This is a genomic window from Haemophilus parainfluenzae ATCC 33392 (assembly GCF_031191205.1).
Taxonomy (GTDB): domain Bacteria; phylum Pseudomonadota; class Gammaproteobacteria; order Enterobacterales; family Pasteurellaceae; genus Haemophilus_D; species Haemophilus_D parainfluenzae.
On record NZ_CP133470.1, the window covers coordinates 748,079 to 770,146 of the forward strand.

General features: G+C 40.1%; 21 protein-coding genes. 6 read left to right on the plus strand and 15 right to left on the minus strand.

Annotation, left to right across the window (positions count from 1 at the left end):
• Complete coding sequence (locus tag RDV53_RS03680; protein WP_005694883.1) at positions 1–1,092, plus strand: extracellular solute-binding protein; 1,092 nt, start codon at positions 1–3, stop codon at positions 1,090–1,092.
• 70 nt (positions 1,093–1,162) lie between these two features.
• On the opposite strand, the gene RDV53_RS03685 is transcribed toward RDV53_RS03680, so the two are convergent.
• Both RDV53_RS03685 and RDV53_RS03690 read right to left on the minus strand, forming a co-directional pair.
• Positions 1,163–2,548 (minus strand): SLC13 family permease, encoded by a 1,386-nt coding sequence (locus RDV53_RS03685; RefSeq protein ID WP_005694884.1) that lies wholly within the window; start codon positions 2,546–2,548, stop codon positions 1,163–1,165.
• 155 nt (positions 2,549–2,703) lie between these two features.
• Positions 2,704–3,930 carry an MFS transporter gene (locus RDV53_RS03690; protein WP_005694886.1) on the minus strand — a complete coding sequence of 409 codons (1,227 nt, stop codon included), beginning with the start codon at positions 3,928–3,930 and terminating at the stop codon, positions 2,704–2,706.
• A 174-nt stretch (positions 3,931–4,104) separates the two neighbouring features.
• On the opposite strand from RDV53_RS03690, the gene RDV53_RS03695 reads away from it, so the two are divergent.
• From RDV53_RS03695 to RDV53_RS03715, 5 genes are all read left to right on the plus strand, one after another.
• Positions 4,105–4,815: a FadR/GntR family transcriptional regulator gene (locus tag RDV53_RS03695; RefSeq protein ID WP_014064422.1), complete on the plus strand. Its 711-nt coding sequence runs from the start codon at positions 4,105–4,107 to the stop codon at positions 4,813–4,815.
• Positions 4,805–5,878, plus strand: coding sequence for a Gfo/Idh/MocA family protein (locus RDV53_RS03700; RefSeq protein ID WP_032822500.1), 1,074 nt, complete (start codon positions 4,805–4,807; stop codon positions 5,876–5,878). Before RDV53_RS03695 ends, RDV53_RS03700 begins: the two co-directional genes overlap by 11 nt.
• Positions 5,879–5,888: 10 nt before the next feature.
• The gene (locus RDV53_RS03705; RefSeq protein ID WP_005694891.1) at positions 5,889–6,995 is read left to right on the plus strand and encodes a Gfo/Idh/MocA family protein; all 1,107 of its coding nucleotides are present in this window, start codon (positions 5,889–5,891) and stop codon (positions 6,993–6,995) included.
• A 186-nt stretch (positions 6,996–7,181) separates the two neighbouring features.
• Positions 7,182–7,952 carry a hypothetical protein gene (locus RDV53_RS03710; protein ID WP_005694892.1) on the plus strand — a complete coding sequence of 257 codons (771 nt, stop codon included), beginning with the start codon at positions 7,182–7,184 and terminating at the stop codon, positions 7,950–7,952.
• Positions 7,952–8,575, plus strand: coding sequence for a PM0109 family protein (locus RDV53_RS03715; RefSeq protein WP_032822499.1), 624 nt, complete (start codon positions 7,952–7,954; stop codon positions 8,573–8,575). Before RDV53_RS03710 ends, RDV53_RS03715 begins: the two co-directional genes overlap by 1 nt.
• Before the next feature lie 79 nt (positions 8,576–8,654).
• On the opposite strand, the gene pdxH is transcribed toward RDV53_RS03715, so the two are convergent.
• The 13 genes from pdxH to paeA form a co-directional block, all read right to left on the minus strand.
• Entirely contained in the window at positions 8,655–9,287 is a 633-nt protein-coding gene (pdxH, locus tag RDV53_RS03720; protein ID WP_005694894.1) for a pyridoxamine 5'-phosphate oxidase, read from the minus strand.
• Between the two features lie 66 nt (positions 9,288–9,353).
• Positions 9,354–11,000, minus strand: coding sequence for an ABC transporter substrate-binding protein (locus RDV53_RS03725; protein WP_032822498.1), 1,647 nt, complete (start codon positions 10,998–11,000; stop codon positions 9,354–9,356).
• Positions 11,001–11,133: 133 nt separating this feature from the next.
• The gene (locus RDV53_RS03730; protein WP_005694896.1) at positions 11,134–12,543 is read right to left on the minus strand and encodes an MDR family MFS transporter; all 1,410 of its coding nucleotides are present in this window, start codon (positions 12,541–12,543) and stop codon (positions 11,134–11,136) included.
• Positions 12,522–13,031, minus strand: a complete 510-nt coding sequence (gene mobB, locus RDV53_RS03735; protein ID WP_005694897.1) for a molybdopterin-guanine dinucleotide biosynthesis protein MobB — start codon at positions 13,029–13,031, stop codon at positions 12,522–12,524. Before mobB ends, RDV53_RS03730 begins: the two co-directional genes overlap by 22 nt.
• Before the next feature lie 135 nt (positions 13,032–13,166).
• Positions 13,167–14,111 carry a sigma-E factor regulatory protein RseB gene (gene rseB / locus RDV53_RS03740; protein WP_005694898.1) on the minus strand — a complete coding sequence of 315 codons (945 nt, stop codon included), beginning with the start codon at positions 14,109–14,111 and terminating at the stop codon, positions 13,167–13,169.
• Positions 14,112–14,180: 69 nt separating this feature from the next.
• Positions 14,181–14,762, minus strand: a complete 582-nt coding sequence (locus RDV53_RS03745) for a sigma-E factor negative regulatory protein (RefSeq protein ID WP_005694899.1) — start codon at positions 14,760–14,762, stop codon at positions 14,181–14,183.
• 21 nt (positions 14,763–14,783) lie between these two features.
• Positions 14,784–15,359, minus strand: a complete 576-nt coding sequence (rpoE, locus tag RDV53_RS03750; protein ID WP_005694902.1) for an RNA polymerase sigma factor RpoE — start codon at positions 15,357–15,359, stop codon at positions 14,784–14,786.
• Positions 15,360–15,475: 116 nt separating this feature from the next.
• Positions 15,476–15,733: an FAD assembly factor SdhE gene (locus RDV53_RS03755; RefSeq protein WP_005694903.1), complete on the minus strand. Its 258-nt coding sequence runs from the start codon at positions 15,731–15,733 to the stop codon at positions 15,476–15,478.
• Positions 15,734–15,818: 85 nt separating this feature from the next.
• Positions 15,819–17,495, minus strand: a complete 1,677-nt coding sequence (locus RDV53_RS03760) for a fructose-specific PTS transporter subunit EIIC (protein ID WP_032822497.1) — start codon at positions 17,493–17,495, stop codon at positions 15,819–15,821.
• A gap of 4 nt (positions 17,496–17,499) precedes the next feature.
• The gene (gene fruK, locus RDV53_RS03765) at positions 17,500–18,441 is read right to left on the minus strand and encodes a 1-phosphofructokinase (protein ID WP_032822496.1); all 942 of its coding nucleotides are present in this window, start codon (positions 18,439–18,441) and stop codon (positions 17,500–17,502) included.
• A 3-nt stretch (positions 18,442–18,444) separates the two neighbouring features.
• Positions 18,445–19,965 (minus strand): fused PTS fructose transporter subunit IIA/HPr protein, encoded by a 1,521-nt coding sequence (gene fruB / locus RDV53_RS03770; protein ID WP_005694906.1) that lies wholly within the window; start codon positions 19,963–19,965, stop codon positions 18,445–18,447.
• A 74-nt stretch (positions 19,966–20,039) separates the two neighbouring features.
• Positions 20,040–20,570: an HI_0449 family lipoprotein gene (locus RDV53_RS03775; RefSeq protein ID WP_005694907.1), complete on the minus strand. Its 531-nt coding sequence runs from the start codon at positions 20,568–20,570 to the stop codon at positions 20,040–20,042.
• Positions 20,571–20,650: 80 nt separating this feature from the next.
• Positions 20,651–21,961, minus strand: a complete 1,311-nt coding sequence (paeA, locus tag RDV53_RS03780; protein ID WP_005694908.1) for a polyamine export protein PaeA — start codon at positions 21,959–21,961, stop codon at positions 20,651–20,653.
• Positions 21,962–22,068 lie beyond the last annotated feature (107 nt).

A 22,068-nucleotide genomic window follows, 5' to 3' on the forward strand; every position in this document is an offset into this window, starting at 1 on the left:
ATGCAAAAAAATATCCGTAAACTTTTATCCATTGGTCTTACCGCTGCTGCCTTAGCTGTCAGTAATTTTGCTTCAGCTTCCACGGACTTAAGTGGTAAATCTTGGAGTGAAATCGAAGAACTGGCCAAAAAAGAAGGAAAATTGACAGTTAGCGTTTGGTATTTGCAGCCGCAATTCCGTAATTTTGTCAAAGAATTTGAAAATCAATACGGCATTAAAGTCAAAGTACCTGAAGGCACCTTGGACGGTAATATCAATAAACTGATTGCTGAAAAAAATCTAGAAACCGGCAAAATGGATGTGGTTGTGTTAAATGCTGACCGTTTAGGCAACGTAGCGAAAAATGACATTCTTGTAAAACTCAATAACTTACCAAATTTCGATAAATTAAATCACCACTTACAAGGTGTTGAATTAGGCGATATGGCTTTAGGTTACTGGGGTAATCAAACCGGTCTAGCTTATGATCCTATGCGAATTAAAGAAGAGGAATTGCCACAATCTTGGGCAGACATGGAAAGCTATATTGATAAAAATCCAAAAAAATTCGGCTATTCAGATCCAAATGGCGGCAGCTCGGGTAATGCCTTCATTCAACGAGCTTTAGTGTACATCAATGGTGATTATGATTATCGTACCGATAAAATCGATGAAGCACAAATTGCTAATTGGAAGAAAACCTGGGATTGGTTCAGTAGTAAAAAAGATGCGCTAATCCGTACCGCTTCGAATGCTGATAGTTTAACCCGTTTAAACGACGGTGAGTTAGTAATTGTCTCCGCATGGCAAGATCACTTGTTCAGCTTGCAAAAACAAGGTGCAATTACTGACCGTTTAAAATTCTATGTACCAAAATTTGGAATGCCTGGTGGTGGTAATGTTGTAACCGTAGCAAAAAATGCGCCGAACCCAGCCGCATCACTTGTTTTCGTGCATTGGATTACTTCACCTGAAGTACAACAAAAATTAAACCAAGAATTCGGTGTTCGTCCACTCAATAGTGAATCTGGTTTGAAAGATACTATTTTCTTCTCAACACCATGGCGTAAAGCCGAAATGGAAGCCTTCACGAAAGAGGTTATTTCGAGATAAACAACAAACCGCACTTTAACGTGCGGTTTACTTTTATAGGCTAATAAAGTGCGGTCAGTTTTAACCACATTTACAACCAAACAAAATAAGTCATGCTGCCGATAATGGCGATACAGAATAGATTTAAAATCAAACCGACTTTCGCCATATCAAGTTGTTTCACATTGCCTGTTGCAAACACAATAGCATTTGGCGGTGTGGCGATTGGTAGCATAAATGCACAACTTGCCCCACAAGCGATAATTGCGGCTAAAGCGATAGGCGGTAAATTCATGGATTGTGCCACTGAAATCACAATTGGCATAATCAATGCAGCACTGGCGGTATTCGATGTAAATTCTGTTAGGAAAATAATAAATGCGGTTATCACAAAGCAAAGTACCCAAAGCGGTTTGGTTTGTACAAACTGAACGATGCTATCCGCCATAATCTTACTGGCACCCGAATCTTTCATCACGATACTGAGTGTTAAACCACCACCGAATAAAACGAGCACGCCCCATTCAACACGTTCTTGGATTTCTTTCCAGCTTGCCACACCTGAGATACAAATAAAGATCACCACACATAGTGCAATAACCGTATCAAAGTTTTCGATTTTTTTCGGCAATTCAAGAAGAGAGCTAATCCATGGATTTAGAAGAGAACTGAAAAGCAGCATAATCGCCATGCCGATAAAGATCAGTAAAGTAATGATATTTTTTCGATTAAAGCTGACTTTCTCAAGTGACGGATTAAATTCCACAGAAAAGTCTGGACGTAAAATTACCCATAAAGAAAAAATCATTGAAGGCACAAGTAAGACCATCACTGGAAAGCCGTAACCTAGCCATTCCGTGAAAGTCACTGGAATTTGAGATGCCAAAATCGCATTCGGCGCACTGCCCACTAAGGTACCAATACCACCAATACTGGCACTAAATGCCATACCTAATAACACGAAGGCATACAACCGATGATTTTTCTCTGCATTGATACCTTTTAACATCCCCATCGTAAGCGGCAACATCATCGCTGCTACGGCGGTGTTGTTAATCCACATAGAAAGAAATGTAGTTGCAGTAAACAGATAGGTGATAGAAAGTTTTAAGTTTCCTTTGGCTAAACGGATAATGTAATTCGCAATAATCTTATCTAGATTCTGAATTTGTAACACCGCAGCCACCACAAATCCCCCAAAGAACATATAAATAATTGGGGTAGAGAATGGTGCAAGCGCTTTTTGTGTATTAATCAAACCTAATCCAATGGCCACAACAGGCACCATAAGGGATGTCACGGTAATATTAAAGGCTTCCGTTAACCATAAAATACCAATAAAAATCAGCAGGGCTAACCCGCGGTTCTCTTGGGAAGAAAACGGCAGTATTTTGATTAATACCAACATGAAGACAAAGTCTAAGGAAAGAATAAGAAGACTTTTATATTTAGAGAGAAAGGTTTGTTGAGTTTGCATATACAATCTCCTATAAAACGATAGGGGAGATCATTAATTAGCATTTAACCGAAAAAATTGAAACATATTTTTAACAAATTTGTGACATGCTTCAAACTATTTTTGTATAAACAACAAACCGCACCTAAAAGTGCGGTCTGTTTTGCTTTCGTTTTTTATCGTTGCACACGTGCTTGAATACGTTCTGGCAATCTTAATCCAACGAGAGCAACAAGGACAATTGTCCAGAATAAGGTCACATACACAAGGGCTGAACCAAGTCCGACTCTTTCGCTAAGTGCGGCGGCAATCACTGGAGACACCCCTCCACCAATCGCGGCGAAGTTATAGATGAAACCAATACCTGTGCTTCGCATTTCAGCTGGGAAGAAAGTCGCCATATATTTTGGTACTAAACCGGCAATCCCTAAGTTAGTTGCGAGTAAGAAGAAGAGCAGTGCACCAAGCGCTAATACATTATTTTCCGGCAAATAGAATACTGGGAAGAGGAAGAAAAGTGATAACAATAAGCTATATACAAAGGTTTTCTTCTCACCCAATTTGTCCCCGATAAAGCCTGCAATTAAAGTACCGATAAGAATACCAAAGCCCGCCCAGAACATCAGTGATTTCACATTTTCAGCATAGCCGTTTTCTTTGAGGTAAAGTGGAAGTAAGCCCACTACCGGCCAGTTTACGGAGAAAATAGAATAACAAACTAAGAAAATAATTAAGGTAATTGGTAATTGTTTTTTAGTGAATAGGTCAGTAAGTGGAACTTTATTCACTTTACCCGCCGCTTTTGCTTGTGCCCATTCTTCACTTTCAGGTGCATGGCGACGAACATAAAGCACTAAGGCGACTGGCGCTAAACCGATGAAGAAAGCCATACGCCAACCATAAGTTTGAGACACCCAAGGGATCACTTGAGAAGCAAGAATATTACCAATAGAGAAGCCACTTACTAAAAATGCACTGGCTTTTGTACGTAAATGTTGTGGCCAACTTTCAATGGCATAAGAGGAAGAACAAGCATATTCACCCGCCATCCCCATACCGATAATCATACGGAAAATGAAAAGCCAAATATAACTGGTGGATAGGCCGCACAAGAATGTGCCAACGGAATACGTGATAATGGAAACAATCATCGCCAAACGGCGGCCATATTTATCGGCAAAGCTACCAAAAATCGCCCCACCTAATGGACGAGCCACAAAGGCCGCAAGTAATAATGTGGATGTTTCCGTTGTGCTCATGGCGAATTCTTTTTGAATATCCAAAAGCACATAAGTGATAAGCATATAATCGAAGCCATCAAAAACATAACCTAACCAAGCCGCAAATAACGCTTTTTTTTGCGTAGGACTGACTTCTTTATACCATGGTAGTGATGTTGTCATAACAACCTCCTTTCCTTGTATTTGAGAATTTTGTGGTTTAGATCACAGAATTTAAAATCACTGCTAATTTCTGCTTGCATAAATAAAGATAAGACGTATGATGTCTTATGTCAATTAAAGAGAATGAGAGCTGGATCACAAATTCAGAAAATAGATTAGAAAATGAGAACAGAAATGAAAAAAACAAGTAAAAAAGAAGCAAGTCTCGTTTTACAGGATAAAATCAAATCACTCATCATCAAACAAAATCTTAAATCTGGCGATTTGATGCCAACAGAAAATGAGTTGATTGAACAACTTGGTGTGAGCCGTTCCAGTTTGCGTGAGGCCATTAAATCTTTAGAGGCGCTACACATTTTAGACATTCGCCATGGCGTCGGCACCTTTGTGAGTGAATCCTCTCTTGTACCAATGATCCGTGGATTAAGCTTTCACACCCAGCTGAATTTACATAATGATCATAATCAGCTGATTAATATTTTGGATATTCGGGAAATTTTGGAATACGGTTTCGCTCCGATGGTTTTAGGAAAAATTAGCCAAGAACAGACCGCACTTTTGCAAAAATCAGTGGCCAATATGGAAAAAAATGCCCGTGAGCAAAAATTTTCGCCTAAAGATGAGTACCACATTCATTTAAAACTTTATGAACCATTAAATAACCCGTTACTGATTCAGTATTTAGATGCGTTTTGGCAAATTTATCAGCAAGTAGAAAAAGGCCTACCGCCACCAACACTTTCTCCTGAAAAATTAGCCATGCAACACCGTGAATTAATTGATGCGGTAGAAGCACATGATTTGGTACGCATGCAACGCGCGATCTTGCAATATTTCCAAAGTATTCGCCAACGCTTACAACAAGGAGGGCATGATGCAAACTAATGGACTAAACATTGCCTTAATCGGCTGCGGCTTTTTTGGCGTTCAGTTGGCTTCCGCATTTGATAAAGCCCAAGCAAACTTAATTGCGGTGACCGATATCAATCCTTCTCTTGCACAAAAACTTGCAGATCAATACGGCAGCCAAGCCTTTTTTAGTGTGGAAGAAATGTTGGCTGAAACCAAACCTGATTTAGTGGTTATCGCCACACCAAACTACGCCCATTATTCTCCGGCTATTTTGGCGTTAAACGCTGGCTGTCATGTCTTTATTGAAACGCCTTTTACCTTAAGCTCTTCTCAAGGCCAACATTTACGCCGTCTTGCCGAAGAAAAAGGCAAATTCATTTTTGTGGGCCATTTAGAACGTACATTACCTGGCATGTTGAAAGTCAAAGCGGCTTTAGAACAAGGAAAATTAGGCCGCATTACGGTAGCTCGTGCCATGCGTCAGCGTTGGATTGAAAATCTACCAAACAAAGAATGGTGGAAATTAGATGCCAATCTTACGGGCGGCGAGCTTTTCCACCTTATTCACGAACTGGATTTACTCTGTTGGTTATTAGGCGATATTGAGGCGGTCTTTGCTCAAGCGGCTAATCAAGCGCATCACGATACGCCAGACAGCCGTGATGTGTTGCAGTTGCTATTACGTTTTAAAAATGGCGTGTTAGGCTCGCTCGAAATGGGCACAGCTTATCGATTACACCAATGGGGCATTCAAATTCATGGTGAAAACGGTGTGATTGAAGTCAATTTCTTTACCTCAAGTGTCACATTTAATTATCTAGATGGAAAAATAGAACACGTTGATTTATTTGATGAATTTGAGGCTGATTTATCTTTACGCGAAAGTGCCAAAGGCACACAGCAATATAATGTCACCCACGCACCTTGCCAACTTTGGTTAAGCCGAGCGGCTGAAATCGAAGTGCAAAGCGTGGTAGAGCACTTAACGCAAGGAAAAACCAGCCCATTAAGTCTATGTTTAACTGAAGCCATCGAAGTTGCAGAAGCAGCGAAGCAATCCATGGTAACGGAAAAACAAATCTCAGTGAAAAAATAAGGAGTTTATTATGATGCGATATGGTGTTGTTGGCGTTGGCTATTTTGGTGCGGATTTAGCCCGTTTCATGAATGAATTTGATGATGCACAGATTACCATGGTATACGACCCTGAAAATGGTGAAACCATTGCGAAAGAATTACAATGCGTAGCGGCAAAATCGCTTGAAGAATTAGTCACTTCCCCTGAGGTGGATTGCGTAATTGTCGCCACTCCAAACTACTTACACAAAGAACCGGTAATCCTAGCAGCGAAAAACAAAAAACACGTTTTCTGTGAAAAACCAATCGCCTTAAGTTATCAAGACTGTGACGACATGGTCCGCGCTTGCGAAGAAAATGGCGTTACCTTTATGGCTGGCCACGTGATGAACTTCTTTAACGGTGTTCACCATGCCAAAGAATTAATCAATCAAGGCGTGATCGGTAAAGTGCTTTATTGCCACACCGCACGTAATGGCTGGGAAGAACAACAACCAACCATTTCATGGAAAAAAATCCGTGAAAAATCTGGCGGTCACTTATACCACCATATTCACGAATTAGACTGCGTACAATTCATTATGGGTGGCATGCCAAAAACCGTTACCATGGCAGCCGCCAATGTTGCACACAAAGGCGAAAAATTCGGTGATGAAGACGATATGATTTTTGTCACCATGGAATACGATGATAATCGCTTCGCAGTTCTAGAATGGGGTTCCGCTTTCCGTTGGGGTGAGCATTATGTATTAATTCAAGGGGAAAAAGGTGCGATCAAACTTGATATGTACAATACCAAAGGCACCCTTCGCGTGGATGGAAAAGACACCTATTTCCTCATTCACGAAACCCAAGAAGAAGATGATGACCGCACCCGTATTTACAACAGCACAGAAATGGACGGTGCGATTCAATACGGTAAACCAGGCAAACGCACACCGCTCTGGTTGAGTTCTATCATGAAAAAAGAAATGCGTTATTTAAACGATATTCTTCATGGTATGGAACCAACTGAGGAATTTGCAAAATTACTCACCGGTGAAGCTGCTCGTGCGGCTATCGCTACTGCCGATGCATGTACTCGTTCTCGTTACGAAAACCGCAAAGTTGATTTATCAGAAATCATCGGCAAATAAAAATAAGATAAAAATTAACCGCACTTTGGTTGAGAAGTCAAAGTGCGGTTACTTTGCATGAGATATATTACTCAAGGTTAAAGAAAAAACCTAAAGCCAAAGGTTTAGATCTGAAAAGACATATAGATAATATTTTGCAGAAACTACAGCTTGCAGTTCTCTATAATGAATTAAAAGGAAAAATAAATGCTGTCGGCAATATTACATGGGAAGAAGACAGGTAGTGGACTAGCCGGAACCAGATTAAAAATAGGAGAAACGCAAGGAGCAGAGGATATTTTGACATCAAGTGTTTTTGAAAGAATAGCTTATTTACCCGATGAAGTATTTAGCCTATTTATTCAAAATCTTCTTAATGGTTATGATTTTGGTCACTTATACGAAATAGAATTCTGGCCATATTGGGAAATAAATAACGCCAGAATCGAGCCCGATGTCGTCTTATTTAATCAAATGCAACAAACCATTATTGTCGAAGCCAAACGATACGATAATACCCAGCAACAATACGCGTATCAACTCGCTAATGAAATTCAGGCTGCTTATAACAATGAAATAAACGATCCTATTTTACTAACTGTTGGTGGAATGCATGAATATAGTGCCAAAAACAAGAAACAATTAAAGAAACAAATAGACGATATACTACAAGCTAGAAATCTTGAAATCACTTATCAATTATATGTTAAAAGCTGGCAAGACATTTATTTGACTTTAGAGCAGGCTATAAAAGAAGACAAAGCTCAATTTCTACAAAGGCTACTTAGCGATATTAGGGAAGCCTACGATTGGCATGATATTCGTTATAAACCTTACCAATGGCTAAAAGAATTAAAAGAACAAAAGATTACTTATACTGAATACCCTCAATTAATTAAGCAAAAAAACACATGGATTCAATTAAAACCCATTAATTTAACACATGAAAAATTTCCCTCTTTTCTAGGAGAATGCTAATGAACCAAAATGATATGAACCTTATTCTACAAGATGTCAGAAAGGCCTACCGATTGCTAGCTGATTATCAACAAAGAATTATTGAATTAATTACCTTCATAAAAAAAGAACTAGATATTGAACATTATTCCCAGTCAATACCAAATTCCTTGGCCCCTGTTTCTATGCATAAAATTTATAATATTGGGGATGGTATTGGTTGGCAATTTTTACCAATGATGAACTTAACCTTATTACTGCATAAAACTCATAGCATTCCTGCTGGTGAAGAATGGCAAAATCACATTAAGCCAAATGATTTAGTCTTTAGTATAGAAATAGCTTCTGATGAAAATAATGATGGTGATCTATCCCCTATTAATAGTAAAAGCGAGCTCCAAATCTATATTTATAAATGTATAAAATATAAAAGAAAAAATAATTGGTATCGTGATGTTTGGGAAATTTTCGAATATCCAGAGTTTGGTAAAGCTACACCCTATCAAAATAAATCAAGTGAAATTGAATACGAAATCTATGGTGAATCTTTAGATTTATCTGAAATGTATGACGAGGAAAGTGTGAGATCGACTCTTGATGCCTTTAGAAAACGCGCTTCTGAGAAACTAAAACAAGAAATCTAAAATATACTGTAGAATACCGCACTCCTAACCGCACTTACCAAAAAAGTGCGGTTGTTTTTTTTGAATGTTTTTAAGAAACTTACGGCGATAACCGCTCTCTTTCCCATTTCCCCTCATTGTATAAATAACAAATTCTGTCATGTAAACGACTTGGGCGACCTTGCCAGAATTCTATGCGATCAGGAATCACAAGATAGCCACCCCAATGTGGTGGGCGTGGCACATTTAATGGATGTTTTGCTGCAATCAACGCGGCTTTTGCTAATAAAGATTTGTGGCTAGAAATGACCGCACTTTGCTCACTGGCCCAAGCGCCAATTCGGCTGGTGTAAGGGCGCGTTGCAAAATATTCATCTGATTGTTCAGGCGAGATTTTTTCGGCTTTGCCCTCAATACGAACAGAACGTTCTAATTCAGGCCAAAAGAATGTCAGGGCGACGAAAGGATGATGTTCTATGGCGCGACCTTTTCGGCTGTGATAGTTCGTGAAAAATACGAAGCCTTGTTCGTTCACTTCTTTCAACAGCACCATTCGACTTGTTGGACGCCCCTCTTCATTGACTGTCGCGACATTAACACCTGTCGGCTCATTGACTTTAGCCGTAATCGCTTCGTTGAGCCATTTTTCAAATTGTTTTATTGGATTGGGATCGCAATCATGCTGAGAAAGCGCCTGTTTGCAATAATCCTCACGAATATCATGTAAGTCCATTTTCTTTCTCCTTTTGCTTGAAAACAAAAAGCCCTTGCAACTGCAAGGGCTAGTATAGTCCGTTAATTATTTACCATCAACACTCACGCCATAAAACGCATCATAGCCGAATGGGCTTTGTACGTAGCCTTTTACGCGAGGGCTAAGTGGTGCGAAACCAACAGAGTGCGCAACTGGAATCCACGGTGCTTGCTCATGGAAAATCACTTGTGCTTGTTTATAAAGCGCTGCACGTTCTTCTTTATTCGTTAAGCCAATTGCTTTATCTAATAAGGAATCAAATTCTGCATTTTTGAAACGAGCAAAGTTTGAGTTACCAGCATTAGCACTTGCAAGTAATGGAGAAAGGAAGTTATCCGGATCACCGTTATCACCTGACCAACCGAAGATACCTGCCGTTAATTCGCCTGCTTTAGCACGTTTTTGATAGTCAGCCCATTCAAATGTGACTGGATTTGCTTTTACGCCAACTTTCGCCCAGTCTGCCATCACTAGTTCAGCCATACGTTTTGGATTTGGGTTAGACGCACGCACTACTGGTTGAATCCAGAAGTCCGTTTCAAAACCGTTTGGATAACCTGCTTCCGCTAAAAGCTGTTTCGCTTTCTCTGGATCATACGGATAATCTTGGATTTCGTCGTTATAACTCCAAATTGTTGGCGGTAGTGGGTTTTTCGCTGCAGTGCCCGCACCTTGATAAACCGCTTCAATAATTGCTTTTTTATCTACCGCATAGTTCAATGCTTGGCGTACTTTCACATTATCAAACGGTGCTTTTTCTGTATTGAATGCAATATATGCCACGTTCAAACCTTTTTGTTCCAAAAGCTGTACTTTCGGATCAGTTTTCATTTTGGCTAAATCCGCCACGTTCGGGAATAAAATTAAATCACAAGAACCCGCTTGTAACTTCGCATAACGCGTAGTCGCATCTGGTACGATGCTGATGACTAAACGATCAAGCGGTGTACGACCTTTCCAATAGGTTTCATTCGCTACGTATTGTGCCGCTTGGTCAGTTTTGTAATCCACAAAAATAAACGGACCTGTACCTACCGGTTTGTTATCGATCGTTTCTGGTTTGCCAGCTTTCAACATCGCATCCGCATATTCAGCTGAGTAAATAGAAATAAAGTCCATACCCAAGCTTGCTAAGAAAGTCGCATCTTTTTTATTCAAGGTGATACGAACGGTGTTGTCATCCACTTTCTCAACTGATTTTAATAAATCTGGGAATTTCATCGCTTTGAAATACGGATAAGTCCCTTTCGATACATTGTGATAAGAGTGGTTAGGATCTAACTGACGTTGGAAAGAAAAGACCACATCATCCGCATTAAAATCACGTGTTGGCGTAAATTCTTTTGTCGTATGGAATTTCACCCCTTTACGTAGATGGAACGTATAAGTTAAACCATCGTCACTGATCTCCCAGCTTTCAGCCAAGGCTGGCTCAAGATCTGTAGAGCCTTTTTTGAATTCAACCAAACGGTTATATACTTGTTGTGAACTCGCATTGTAAGATGTACCTTCCATTACTAATGCTGGGCTAAAGCTAAGTGGTGCTTTCGCTGTACAGTACACAAATGTGTTATTACCTGAAGGTTTTGCTGTTTCTGCTTTTGCATTTTCTTTTGTCGCAGAACCAGATTGATCACAAGCTGCTAAAAACAAACTAGCTGCAATAAGAGTTAAGGTCGCTTTTAATTTCATAAGTTTTCCTTCTTTAATCGGGCAAAACACCCAAACATGAATATAAAATTTTACTTAAGATATAAGCAAATCAAACTTTTAAGAAATAAGAAAAAGATCTTTCTTATAACAAATTAGACTAAGGCATTTAATATTAGCGTTTTTTTCGCAAATGATCCCCGTCTGTTTTGCGTAAATAACTCAATATCCAAACTAATGCAATAGCAAAAACAGAAGTGGTCAGAAACGTGTAACTGAAAGCATGTTGTAATGCATCGCCGTCGTTACCCATGAATTGACGATATAACGTCAAAATAATAGATGCCACAGCGATACCAAATCCGATTCCTACTTGTTGCACAATACTCAGCACCGTTGAGCCTACACCGCTTTGTGCCTGTGATAGGTCGCCAACGGTAAGAGTGTTAATTGAGGTAAAAATCATCGACATGCAGGCACCGTACCACATCAGATTACATATAATCCATGTCGTTGATGATGAGGTATCAAGCCATGACATTGAAACCGTCGAGGCTGCCATTAAAAGTGACGATAAAATTAGTGTGGTTTTATAACCTAGCATATTTAAAATATGCCCAATAAAGCGTTTAAATACGACGGACATTAGCGCAATGGGTGCAAGCAACCAGCCTGACTCTTCAGCTGAATAGCCAAAGGAAAGTTGGAACATTAATGGCAATAAGAACGGCACAGCTGAGCCAGAAAGACGAATAAAGATATTGGCTGCAATTCCTAATCGGAATGTTCTTGTATTGAAAAGAGATAACGGCAAAATGGCACGTTCATTACCTTTCGCATAAAAATAATAGGCGACCAATAATGCAATACCAACCGACAATGCACTGTATGTGGTCATATTGTCACGGTGACTTTCTCCGAGTAAATCAAGCCCAAGAGTGAGCCCAACTAAACCAAACGCAAAGAGCAAAAAGCCCGTCCAGTCTAACTTATTCGCATTACCCTTATGATTGCCCATCACTTTAGCCGCAGCCCAAAAGCCTAACATGCCAATCGGAATATTGATTAAGAAAATCCAATGCCATGATGTATGTACCACAAGCCAACCACCTAAAATCGGACCAAGAATCGGGCCAATCAATCCCGCTGTCGCCATTAAATTCCAGGCATTAATTAATTGATTTTTCGGTACGGTTTGAATAATCGCAAGGCGAGCAACCGGCATCATAAACGCACCGCCAATACCTTGAAGAATCCGTGCAAGCACAAGAGTTTCGAGAGAAGTGGCCATCGCACAAGCGACTGAACCGAATACAAAGGTAAAAACAGCGGAGCGGAAAACCGTAAGTGTACCAAATTTAGCAGCCGCCCAAGCAGTTAAAGGAATAAATAAGGCTACGGCAAGAGAATAGGCGATAATCGCCATTTGCATTTCAAAGACAGGGGTTTGCAGATCTGTTGCAATGGTGGGTAAGACAGTATTTAAAATAGTCGCATCCAAGCTTTGCATAAACAAAGCCATGGAAGCTACCCAAGCCAGCCCTTTATAATGCTGGCGTTCTATTACTGCGTCTTTTTCCACCATTGATAAATAAACTCAGCGATCTGTTCAATGTGATTAATATCTAATAAAGTGCGGTCAGTTTCAAGCGAATAATCTGTTGCTAAAGCCAACACGTTTTCATCTAATTCCGGCAAAGGTTTTGTCATCTCTTGTCGATGCAATAGAATCTTTGGAATAGGTTCTTGTTTAAATCCTTCTACCAAAACTAAATCCGTTAAATGACGATCAAATTGTTGGCTTAAATAAGCTAAAGAAACCGGCGCTTGAGGGGTTTCTGTCATTAATGCCCAACGAGTATCACAAGCCATAATAACTTGCGCAGACCCCGCCTCTTTCATGCGCCAACTGTCTTTGCCCTCTTTATCCACGTGAGCGTTGTGATGGCTGTGTTTAATGACTGAAACACGTAGACCTTTTTTGATTAATTGAGGAAGTAATTTTTCCAATAATGTGGTTTTGCCACTACCGCTGTAACCAGTGATGCCAAGAAGAGGAAAGGGATTATTCATTGTAAAAACCTTAAGAAAAATGACCGCACTTGATAAAACAAAACCCCGCAAGACGGGGTTTAGCTATCAAAATCCATTAGGTGAAGAAAGTATAGCAAGGGGACATAAAATAGCAACTTTCTCACTTCTAGTGAATTATTTTAGGAATGTTACACCTTGCACAATTCGCTTAGCAGCGGCAATTGGAAGCTGTCCGATAAAGGTAATTTCTTTATCGCCCATTACTTCACTGTAAATCGTATAAGCCCCTTGTTTCCACGTATTTTCTTTTGCAGCGGTGCTGTCGGCTTTATTGACATAAAGGGTGAAAGTGAAAAGACCATCACTAAATAACGCATTTTCAATCACTTCACCATCTATCACATCTTGATTTTGTCGAACTAAATCAAAACCTTGTGGTAACCAATCAGTTTTCCAATTGATTGAAAGCGATGACTCTTGTTTCCCTTCACTTAAAAGTGGTGGCACTGACACCTTATTAAGGTAATCTGTTAAACCTCGTAGACGATTATCGATATATAACGTGACCACACGGAATTGATCAAGCAACTTACCTTCGCGATCAAGCATATCACCACGCAATAACAAACTATTTTCTTCATCTAAGAAAATGAGATATTGATAGCGAAAATCGTCTTTTGGCACAATGCGAATGGTATCGACAAATCGTCCTGCAATTCGGTCTTTTCCAAGCTTAATAAAATCATAATTCTGACTAAGCTTACTAAAATCAGTACGAATTACTGCAGGTAGTGCATCCACAATTTCACCACTGTTAATTGTGAAAGCACTTGAACCTGGCTGGAAATAGCTGACTAAATTACCGCGTTGGATGATTTCTTGTTGTTCACCATCTAATGTCACCAATTGTGCATACACTTTTTGCCCTTGCTTAATATGACGATAACGGAACGAGTCCATATTCGTTGGCGTAGTTTGCACAAAAGCAATCTCATAATTTAAATCCCGCATTGCTTGCGACATTTTATTTAATGACTGGATTGGCTCTTCTGCAAATGCCGTAAAAGGCAATAAGAATAATCCTAAAAGTGCGGTTAATTTGAGAAACGTTTTTTTCATAAATAAATCAATTGATCCATAAAAAAATTCACCACGCCTAGGTGGTGAATTATCGATTAATTGCTGTAATTATTTCGCTTGGTTGCTACCCACATTTAAGCTATCTGCATGCATACGACGCTGTAATTCATAGTTTTGCAACATCGTACCAATACGGCGATTTTTCTGCTCAACCTGTTCCGAAGTGGCTACATCTTTGGTCGGAGCGTTGTAACTTACTTCTTGAACAGAACTGTTAAATGGCAAGGTTTGTAAAACTGGGTTTTCAGGTGTAACCGAGGTGTTTTTCGCATTAAATGATTGTACACCTACTACTGCTACTAAACACACACCTGCAGCCACCGCAATTTGTGTCATTGGTGCAAAGAATGCTTTTAATTTTTGCACGAATGGTAAGCTATCGGCTTCCTCCGGTGTTGGTTGAGAAACAGTAATCTCAACATGTTTTACTTCTTCTAATTCAATTAAATCAGCCATTTTCGCCGTAAAATCAGCACCTAGCAACACTGGTGACTCTTTACGCATTACTGCTCTTACGGTGTGATATGCCGCCCAAGATTCTTGTGAATCTTTATCCTGACAAAGTTGTTCCGTCAACTCGGCACTGACTTCTTCTCCATCCATATAGGCTGAAAGTAACTCTTTTTGCATTTTATAAACTCCGACTTTATTTTAACGTTGCATAAGCGGTTGTATTTTGTTCTCAATCACTTCCCGAGCACGGAAAATGCGAGAACGTACAGTGCCTACTGGGCAATCCATTATTTCTGCGATTTCTTCGTAACTTAAACCTTCAAGCTCACGCAAAGTAATCGCGGTTCTTAAATCTTCCGGCAAACTGTGAATAGTATCAAATACCACTTTTTCAAGTTCGCTAGATAACATTTCATTTTCAGGGGTATCTACATCACGTAAATGGGTTCCCACATCGTAGCCTTCGGCATCTTCAGCCAGAATATCTTCGCTCGGTGGACGGCGCCCCTGTGCCGTTAAGTAGTTTTTCGCCGTATTTACGGCAATTCGATATAGCCAAGTGTAGAATGCACTATCGCCCCGAAAAGATTCAATGGAACGATAAGCCTTAATAAAGGATTCTTGTACAACATCTGGAATGTCGTTATGAGAAATGTAGCGGGTTAAAAGTCCGGCTACTTTATTTTGATAACGAGAAACCAATAAATTAAAGGCTTTTTTATCGCCTTGCTGCACTCTTTCTACCAAAGCCTGATCTGTTAGCTGTTCAGCCATATATCTCCTATGCTACGTCTAACACGCCTTCATATATTCAAGACAGCAAGCTATTGTTGCTTTATCAGACAGAGTTAAAATTGAAAAGTTCCTTATGTATAAAAAATTTCAAAAAATTAACGAACGTTCGTTTTCTGCACATCCTGGATATATTCAACCATCGCTTGCACTTCAGCATCTTCTGATTGACTGCCATTAAAAAACCACGAAAAAAGCTGTAAATCCGTACTGGCAAGTAAACGAATAAAAATATCTTTTTTATTATCAGTCAGTTGGTCAAAATGCGCTTTATAAAAAGGCATGATAATTTTATCCAACTCAAGCATGCCTCGACGACAATCCCATTCAATGCGGAGTTTATTATACTTATCCATAATTCCTCCCTAAATCATTGTAATTATACCTGATAAATTAAAAGTGCGGTTAAAAATTACCGCACTTTTTAATCGAAAAAATCGATTATTCTGTCACTTTTGGCTTAATCACCGCATAAATCACGCCAGTTAATAATGCACCTATTGCAATTGCACCTAAGTAGAGTAATGGTTCAGAAACAAAAGGAATCACAAATAAACCACCGTGTGGTGCTTGCAGAGAAATATTTAATGCCATTGAAATTGCGCCAGCAGTTGCACCACCGATAACCGAGCTAATAATCACACGTAATGGATCGGCAGCCACAAACGGCAATGCGCCTTCAGAGATAAAGCATAAGCCTAAGACAAAAGAAGCTTTACCTGCATCACGTTGATTGCTGGTAAATTTACTGCGTGCAATCCAAGTTGCAATCGCCATACCAATTGGCGGCACCATACCTGCTGCCATAGCGGCGGCCATTGGGGTGTGAACTTGAGAGGCCAACATTCCCACGGAGAACGTATAAGCTGCTTTGTTTACTGGCCCCCCCATATCAATACACATCATCGCACCGATAATCGCACCCAACACCATCGCATTAACTTCACCCATGGATTTCAACCAATCACTTAAGGTGGTCATAATTTGTGAAACCGGTGGGTTAATCACATAAATCATGGCGAGGCCGACAATCAAAGTACCAAAGAGCGGTAGAATTAAAATCGGTTTTAAGGAAGTTAAACTTGCCGGCAATTTAATGGTTGCATTTAACCCTTTCACCACATAACCCGATAAGAAACCGGCAATAATACCACCTAAAATCCCAGCACCCGCTGTGGTGGCTAACATACCGCCAATGAGACCTACCGCAAGCCCTGGACGGTCTGCGATAGAAAAAGCCACATAGCCGGCAAATACTGCAATCATTAGATGGAATGCTGCACCACCACCGATATCCATTAAGGCTTTTGGAATACCATGGAAAATCGTTTCATCTTTGAAGGCTTCGATACCAAACATAAAGGAAATCGCGATTAACAAACCACCAGCAACCACCAACGGCAACATGTGTGATACACCTGTCATCAAATGTTTATAGACGCCTTTTTTCTCGCCGCTTTCTTCTGATTTAGCAGAAGATTTTGCTGCGCCACCTTCATAAATTTTCGCTTCTTTAAATGCCTTATCAAATTCCTGTGCCGTTTTCTTTAACGCTAAACCAGTCGACGTACGATACATCGGTTTTCCTTGGAATTTATCTAACGGCACATCAATATCCGCCGCAACAAAGACTAAATCTGCCGCAGCGACTTCTTCAGGGGTAATTTCATTACCGGCGCCCACTTGTCCACGCGTTTCGACTTTTACCTGCCAACCTTGTTTTTTCGCATAGGTTTCAATGGCTTCAGCAGACATAAAGGTATGCGCAACACCCGTTGGACAAGCTGTAACCGCGACGATATTTTTAACGCCAGAAACGCCGCCAAATCCAACTGCACTTTGAGTAGGTTGAACATAATCCACTGCTTGATTGAGTGCATTCGTAAGCATTACTTCAGGTGAAGCAATCGCCACATCTTCATTGGCTAAAAAGACTTTTTTGCCCACAAGTTCAGCAGAGTTTGGCAAACTAGATCCGAAAACAATCACTAAATCCGCCTCTTTGGCTTGTTCAACCACAATATGATTGGCTTTTTTCGCTGCCACGCTCAATGCTTGGCGAAGTAAATAGGCTTTTGCCGCACCAATTTGCGGAGATTGAGTTAAAAACAAATTCATTACATTATCCTTCAATCACAGAAATTTTGACATTCGCCAGAATTGGCTCAAGCAAGGCGATATCACTCACCCCCACGTTACTTTGCGAAACAGCAAAAGCAGAAACAGCACTTGCAAACGCTAAAGTTTCCGCTTGAGACAAGCCTTTTTCAATACCGAAAATTAAGCCAGCCACCATAGAATCGCCTGCGCCTACAGTGCTCACCACATTTTCACATTTAGGTGGTTGAGCTTGAATAACAGCTTGATCATTCAGCCATAAAGAACCATTCTCGCCCATCGAAATAATCACATTAGCAATGCCTTCTGCTTTAAGTTTTTTAGCTGCAGCAATAATTTCATCAAGAGAATTTAGTGGGTGACCAATCCACGCTTCCAATTCACGATGATTTGGTTTCACCAACCAAGGATGGGCTTTCAAACCTGCTGTGAGTGCAGCATTACTGCTATCTAATACGACTTTCACACCAGCTTGATGTAACTGATTAAGCCAATCTGCAAATAATTCAGGACTGACACCACGCGGTAAACTGCCGCAAACCGCAACGATGTCAAAGTTTTGGCAATACGCTAATGAATCTACTGTAAATTGCTGCCAAGCTTCTGGGGTGATTTGATAACCTAAGAAATTTAGGTCTGTCACATCAGCTTCGGTTTCCGTAATTTTTACGTTAATGCGAGTTTTACCTGCTACGCGATGAAATTTATCTTCTAAGCCTTGTTTTTTAAATAGGGTTTCGAAATCACCCACGTTGTCTTCACCTAAGAAGCCACCAACCGCGACATCTACGCCCAAGTCTTTCAACACCTTGGCAACATTAATGCCTTTTCCGGCAGGGAAAAGACCAAGTGTTTCAACAGTATTCACTTCGCCGATTTCAATACGCGACAAACGCCCGACTAAATCGTAAGCGGCATTTAAGGTAATTGTTGCTACTTTTGCCATCACTTACTCCTTACCTTCACCTAAACCGCTTTCAATGACTGCGCCGATACCGTCAATCGCTTGTTGAGCTTCTTCACCGCTCGCCACAAAACGTAAGCGATGACCTTTCACGACACCGAGCGCCACAATTTTCATCAGACTTTTTGCGCTGACTAATTGGCTATCACGATCTAAGTTTTGTACCGCAACAGACGCATTGTATTTTTTCACTTCATTAACCAGTACCGCACTTGGACGAGCATGTAAACCATGTTCATTACGAATCATAAATACGGCTTCAATGGCATCGGCTGGTAAACCTGTTTTTTCTTCGTGAATTTGTGGTGCGTGCTCACTGCTTACTTCAATGGTATCCGGTTCAGCTGGTGGCACGGTAGAGACCGCTTCGCCAAGCCCACTCGCAATAATCTTACCTAAGGCTTCAATGGCTTGTTTTGCATCATCACCTTCTGCCACAAAACGTAAGCGATGACCTTGAGTCACACCCAATGCCACGATTTTCATTAAACTTTTTGCACTAACCAGAGCGGTTTCTCGAGTAAGATTTTGTACGGTAATCTTGGAGGCGAATTTTTTCACTTCATTAACAAGTACGGCACTTGGGCGAGCATGCAAGCCATGTTCATTACGAATCGTAAAGGTACCAATCACTGTACCTGTCGCGATTTGGTCTTCAGATTGAGTAGCTGGCGAAGCCGGCACTTTACCGCCATTAAGTGCGGTCAAAATTTGCTGCGTATTACCACTTAATAAAATATTTTGGACTTCATCATCCAATAAACGTGCTAATGTCTCGTTGATTTGGTCACTAACAGCCGAGATCGTCAATACGCCTTTCACCGCTTTGCCATTATGATTAAAAATGGTTTTCGCACGACTGAATGCCAACGCATTTTTCAAGTTACCTGATACGGCATCGGTTACCCATAACCCTTTGCCAAGTGGCAGAGCAGAATTGGAGACTACTTCAGAAACAAAGCTATTTTCAACCGCATTTTGCTGTTGTAATTTGCCTGCATTGATAGCAGTAAGTGTGAGCAAACTTTGCGTTTCAATATCTAAGCTTAATGTTTCTTCAGTCATGCTAAAAGCATCGCTTTCGCCTAATAAAATAGCACGGAATTTTTCAACATCTGTTAATTTCGCTAACTGTGCTGCAGTGTCTTCATCACCTAAAACATGCGTTAATTGACGAAGTAAAGCAAGATGCTCATCAGAACGGGCAGCAATACCAATCACAACATAAGCAATATTGCCTTCTCCCCACTCAATACCTTGTGGAAATTGGAAAACTTGTACACCAGTTTTTTTCACCATCGAACGGGTTTCTAATGTACCGTGTGGAATCGCAATCCCATTGTCTAAAAAAGTGGAGGTTTGTTGTTCACGTCCAAGCATGCCTTGCAAATAGCCTTGTTCAACATTACCAGCTTGCTCTAACGCACTTGCAGCCATTTCAATAGCTTGCAGCTTATTTGTTGCTGTAGCATTTAAATGAATGTTGCTTTCCGAAAGTTCTAACATTCTTGCTCCTTCACATTGATGATTTTAAAAAAGAAAAGCTGCTGATGAGATCGCTCATCAACAGCTCAAATTGATTATTGGCCGGTACAGGCTTTGAGTAGCATTTCGCTACCTTGGGAAATGTAAGCGTCATTTTCACCGCGCTCTTTGCCTTTTTGCAAATCACGCATTGCATCGTAGATCCCTTGTGTCAAACTTGGTGAATCAACTTTTTGCCAACAATTCGCGCTTAAGCGGCTGAAGTTGGTTTGTAATGCTTCTGCATGTAACACACCACTGTAATAAGCATACACATCAGAATCATGACCACCTGTGTAAAGTTTATCTTGAATTTGTTTGATTGGAACAACAATACGACCGAGATACCAGTCATTTGCTCCACTTGCAAAATTATCTACAAAGAAATTTTTTGTTACACGATCTTTATAAGTTGCCACAGTGGCTTCATAAGCAGCTGCATAAGATTTTTGGTCGATTTTATCTTTATCTAAATCAATGACCTTTTTGTCTTTACCCATAAACGGAATGTAAGAGGTTATATCTGAAATTGAAGAACAACCTGCAAGCATTACTGCCACAAAGAATACCGAGATTTTTTTAAACATTAAATTTTCCTTATTATAGGAGGTTAAAACTGCTGTTAATTATACTTAGAATGAGGGATTAAGCAAGGCAACGCCTAGTACTACGCCGACTCTTTGCTTACACTGCTGTCTTTGACAATAGAAACTAAAATTTGATCAATTTTGAAGTTTTCAGTATCAATAACTTCAAATTTATATTTATCGTATAACACAAAATCGGTTTTTTTCGGGATTTTGCGTAACATATACATCATAAAGCCACTGATAGTTTCGTAATTTTCTGAATCAGGGAAAGATTCAATATCTAAAGCACGCATAACATCTTCGAGCGGCGTTGCACCATCAATCAACCAAGAGTTTTCATCGCGACTGACGATTTGCTCTTCTTCGTTGGAAACCAATTCGCCCATCACAATACTCATCACATCGTTCAAGGTAATTAAACCCATCACAAGTGCATATTCATTGACGATAATGGCAAAATCTTCACCCGTAGATTTAAATAACTCCAATACCTCGTATAACGAAAGCGTGTCTGGAATAAATAACGCTTTACGCAATAAACGGCTATCGGTTAAATCCACTACTTCCTGTTGAAGATAGAGTGTTAATAAAGTATGAGATTCCACATAACCTAAGATCTTATCCAAACCATTATCACAAATCACTAATTTAGAATGAGAGTCTGCTGATAAGGTATTCAACACTTCCTGACGGGAGAAAGTGCGGTCTAAAAACACGATATTTTCACGGGTTGTCATCGTGGAAGAGACTGTCCGCTCTTGCATATCAAAGATATTCTCAATTAAATAATGCTCTTGTGTTTTTAACACCCCCGCTTCAGCCCCAGCTTCCACTATTGCCACGATATCCTCTGGTGTCATATTATCTTCACGCTTAGTGGATATCCCCATTAAATGAAAGAAGATATTAGAAAGACCATCAAAAAACCATACAATAGGTTTTAAGAAGAAAATGAAGACTTGCATAATGCCAATAGTCCGTAAAGCCACACCTTCAGGATTAATCAATGCGAGACGTTTCGGAATTAAATCGGCTAATAAAACAAATGTTGTTGTTACCATGAAGAAAGCAATCCAAGAGGAGGCTGGCTCAACCCATTCTGCCTTGGTGTATTCATGTAAAAAACTCTGTAAGTGAAGACTAATTGTTGCCTCACCAATCACCCCTCCAAGTACAGCGACCATATTGAGTCCAATTTGGACCACAGTAATAAAACGTCCTGGCTGCTCCTGTAACTTTAAGACTTTCTCCGCTTGGATATTACCTTCATTAGCCAACGTTTGTAATTTAATGCGTCTCGCACCCGCAAGAGAAATCTCAGCTGATGACAAGATTGCACTGACAATAATTAATACGATTAAAATAAAGATCGCTGCAGATAAGCTCATAATGTTCTCTTTATTGGTTTTAAAGTGCGGTCAATTTACCGCTAGTTTTTAGGTTTGAAATGTTATTATTAAATTGTGAGGGCGTTCTATGACGCCCTATTTAAGAA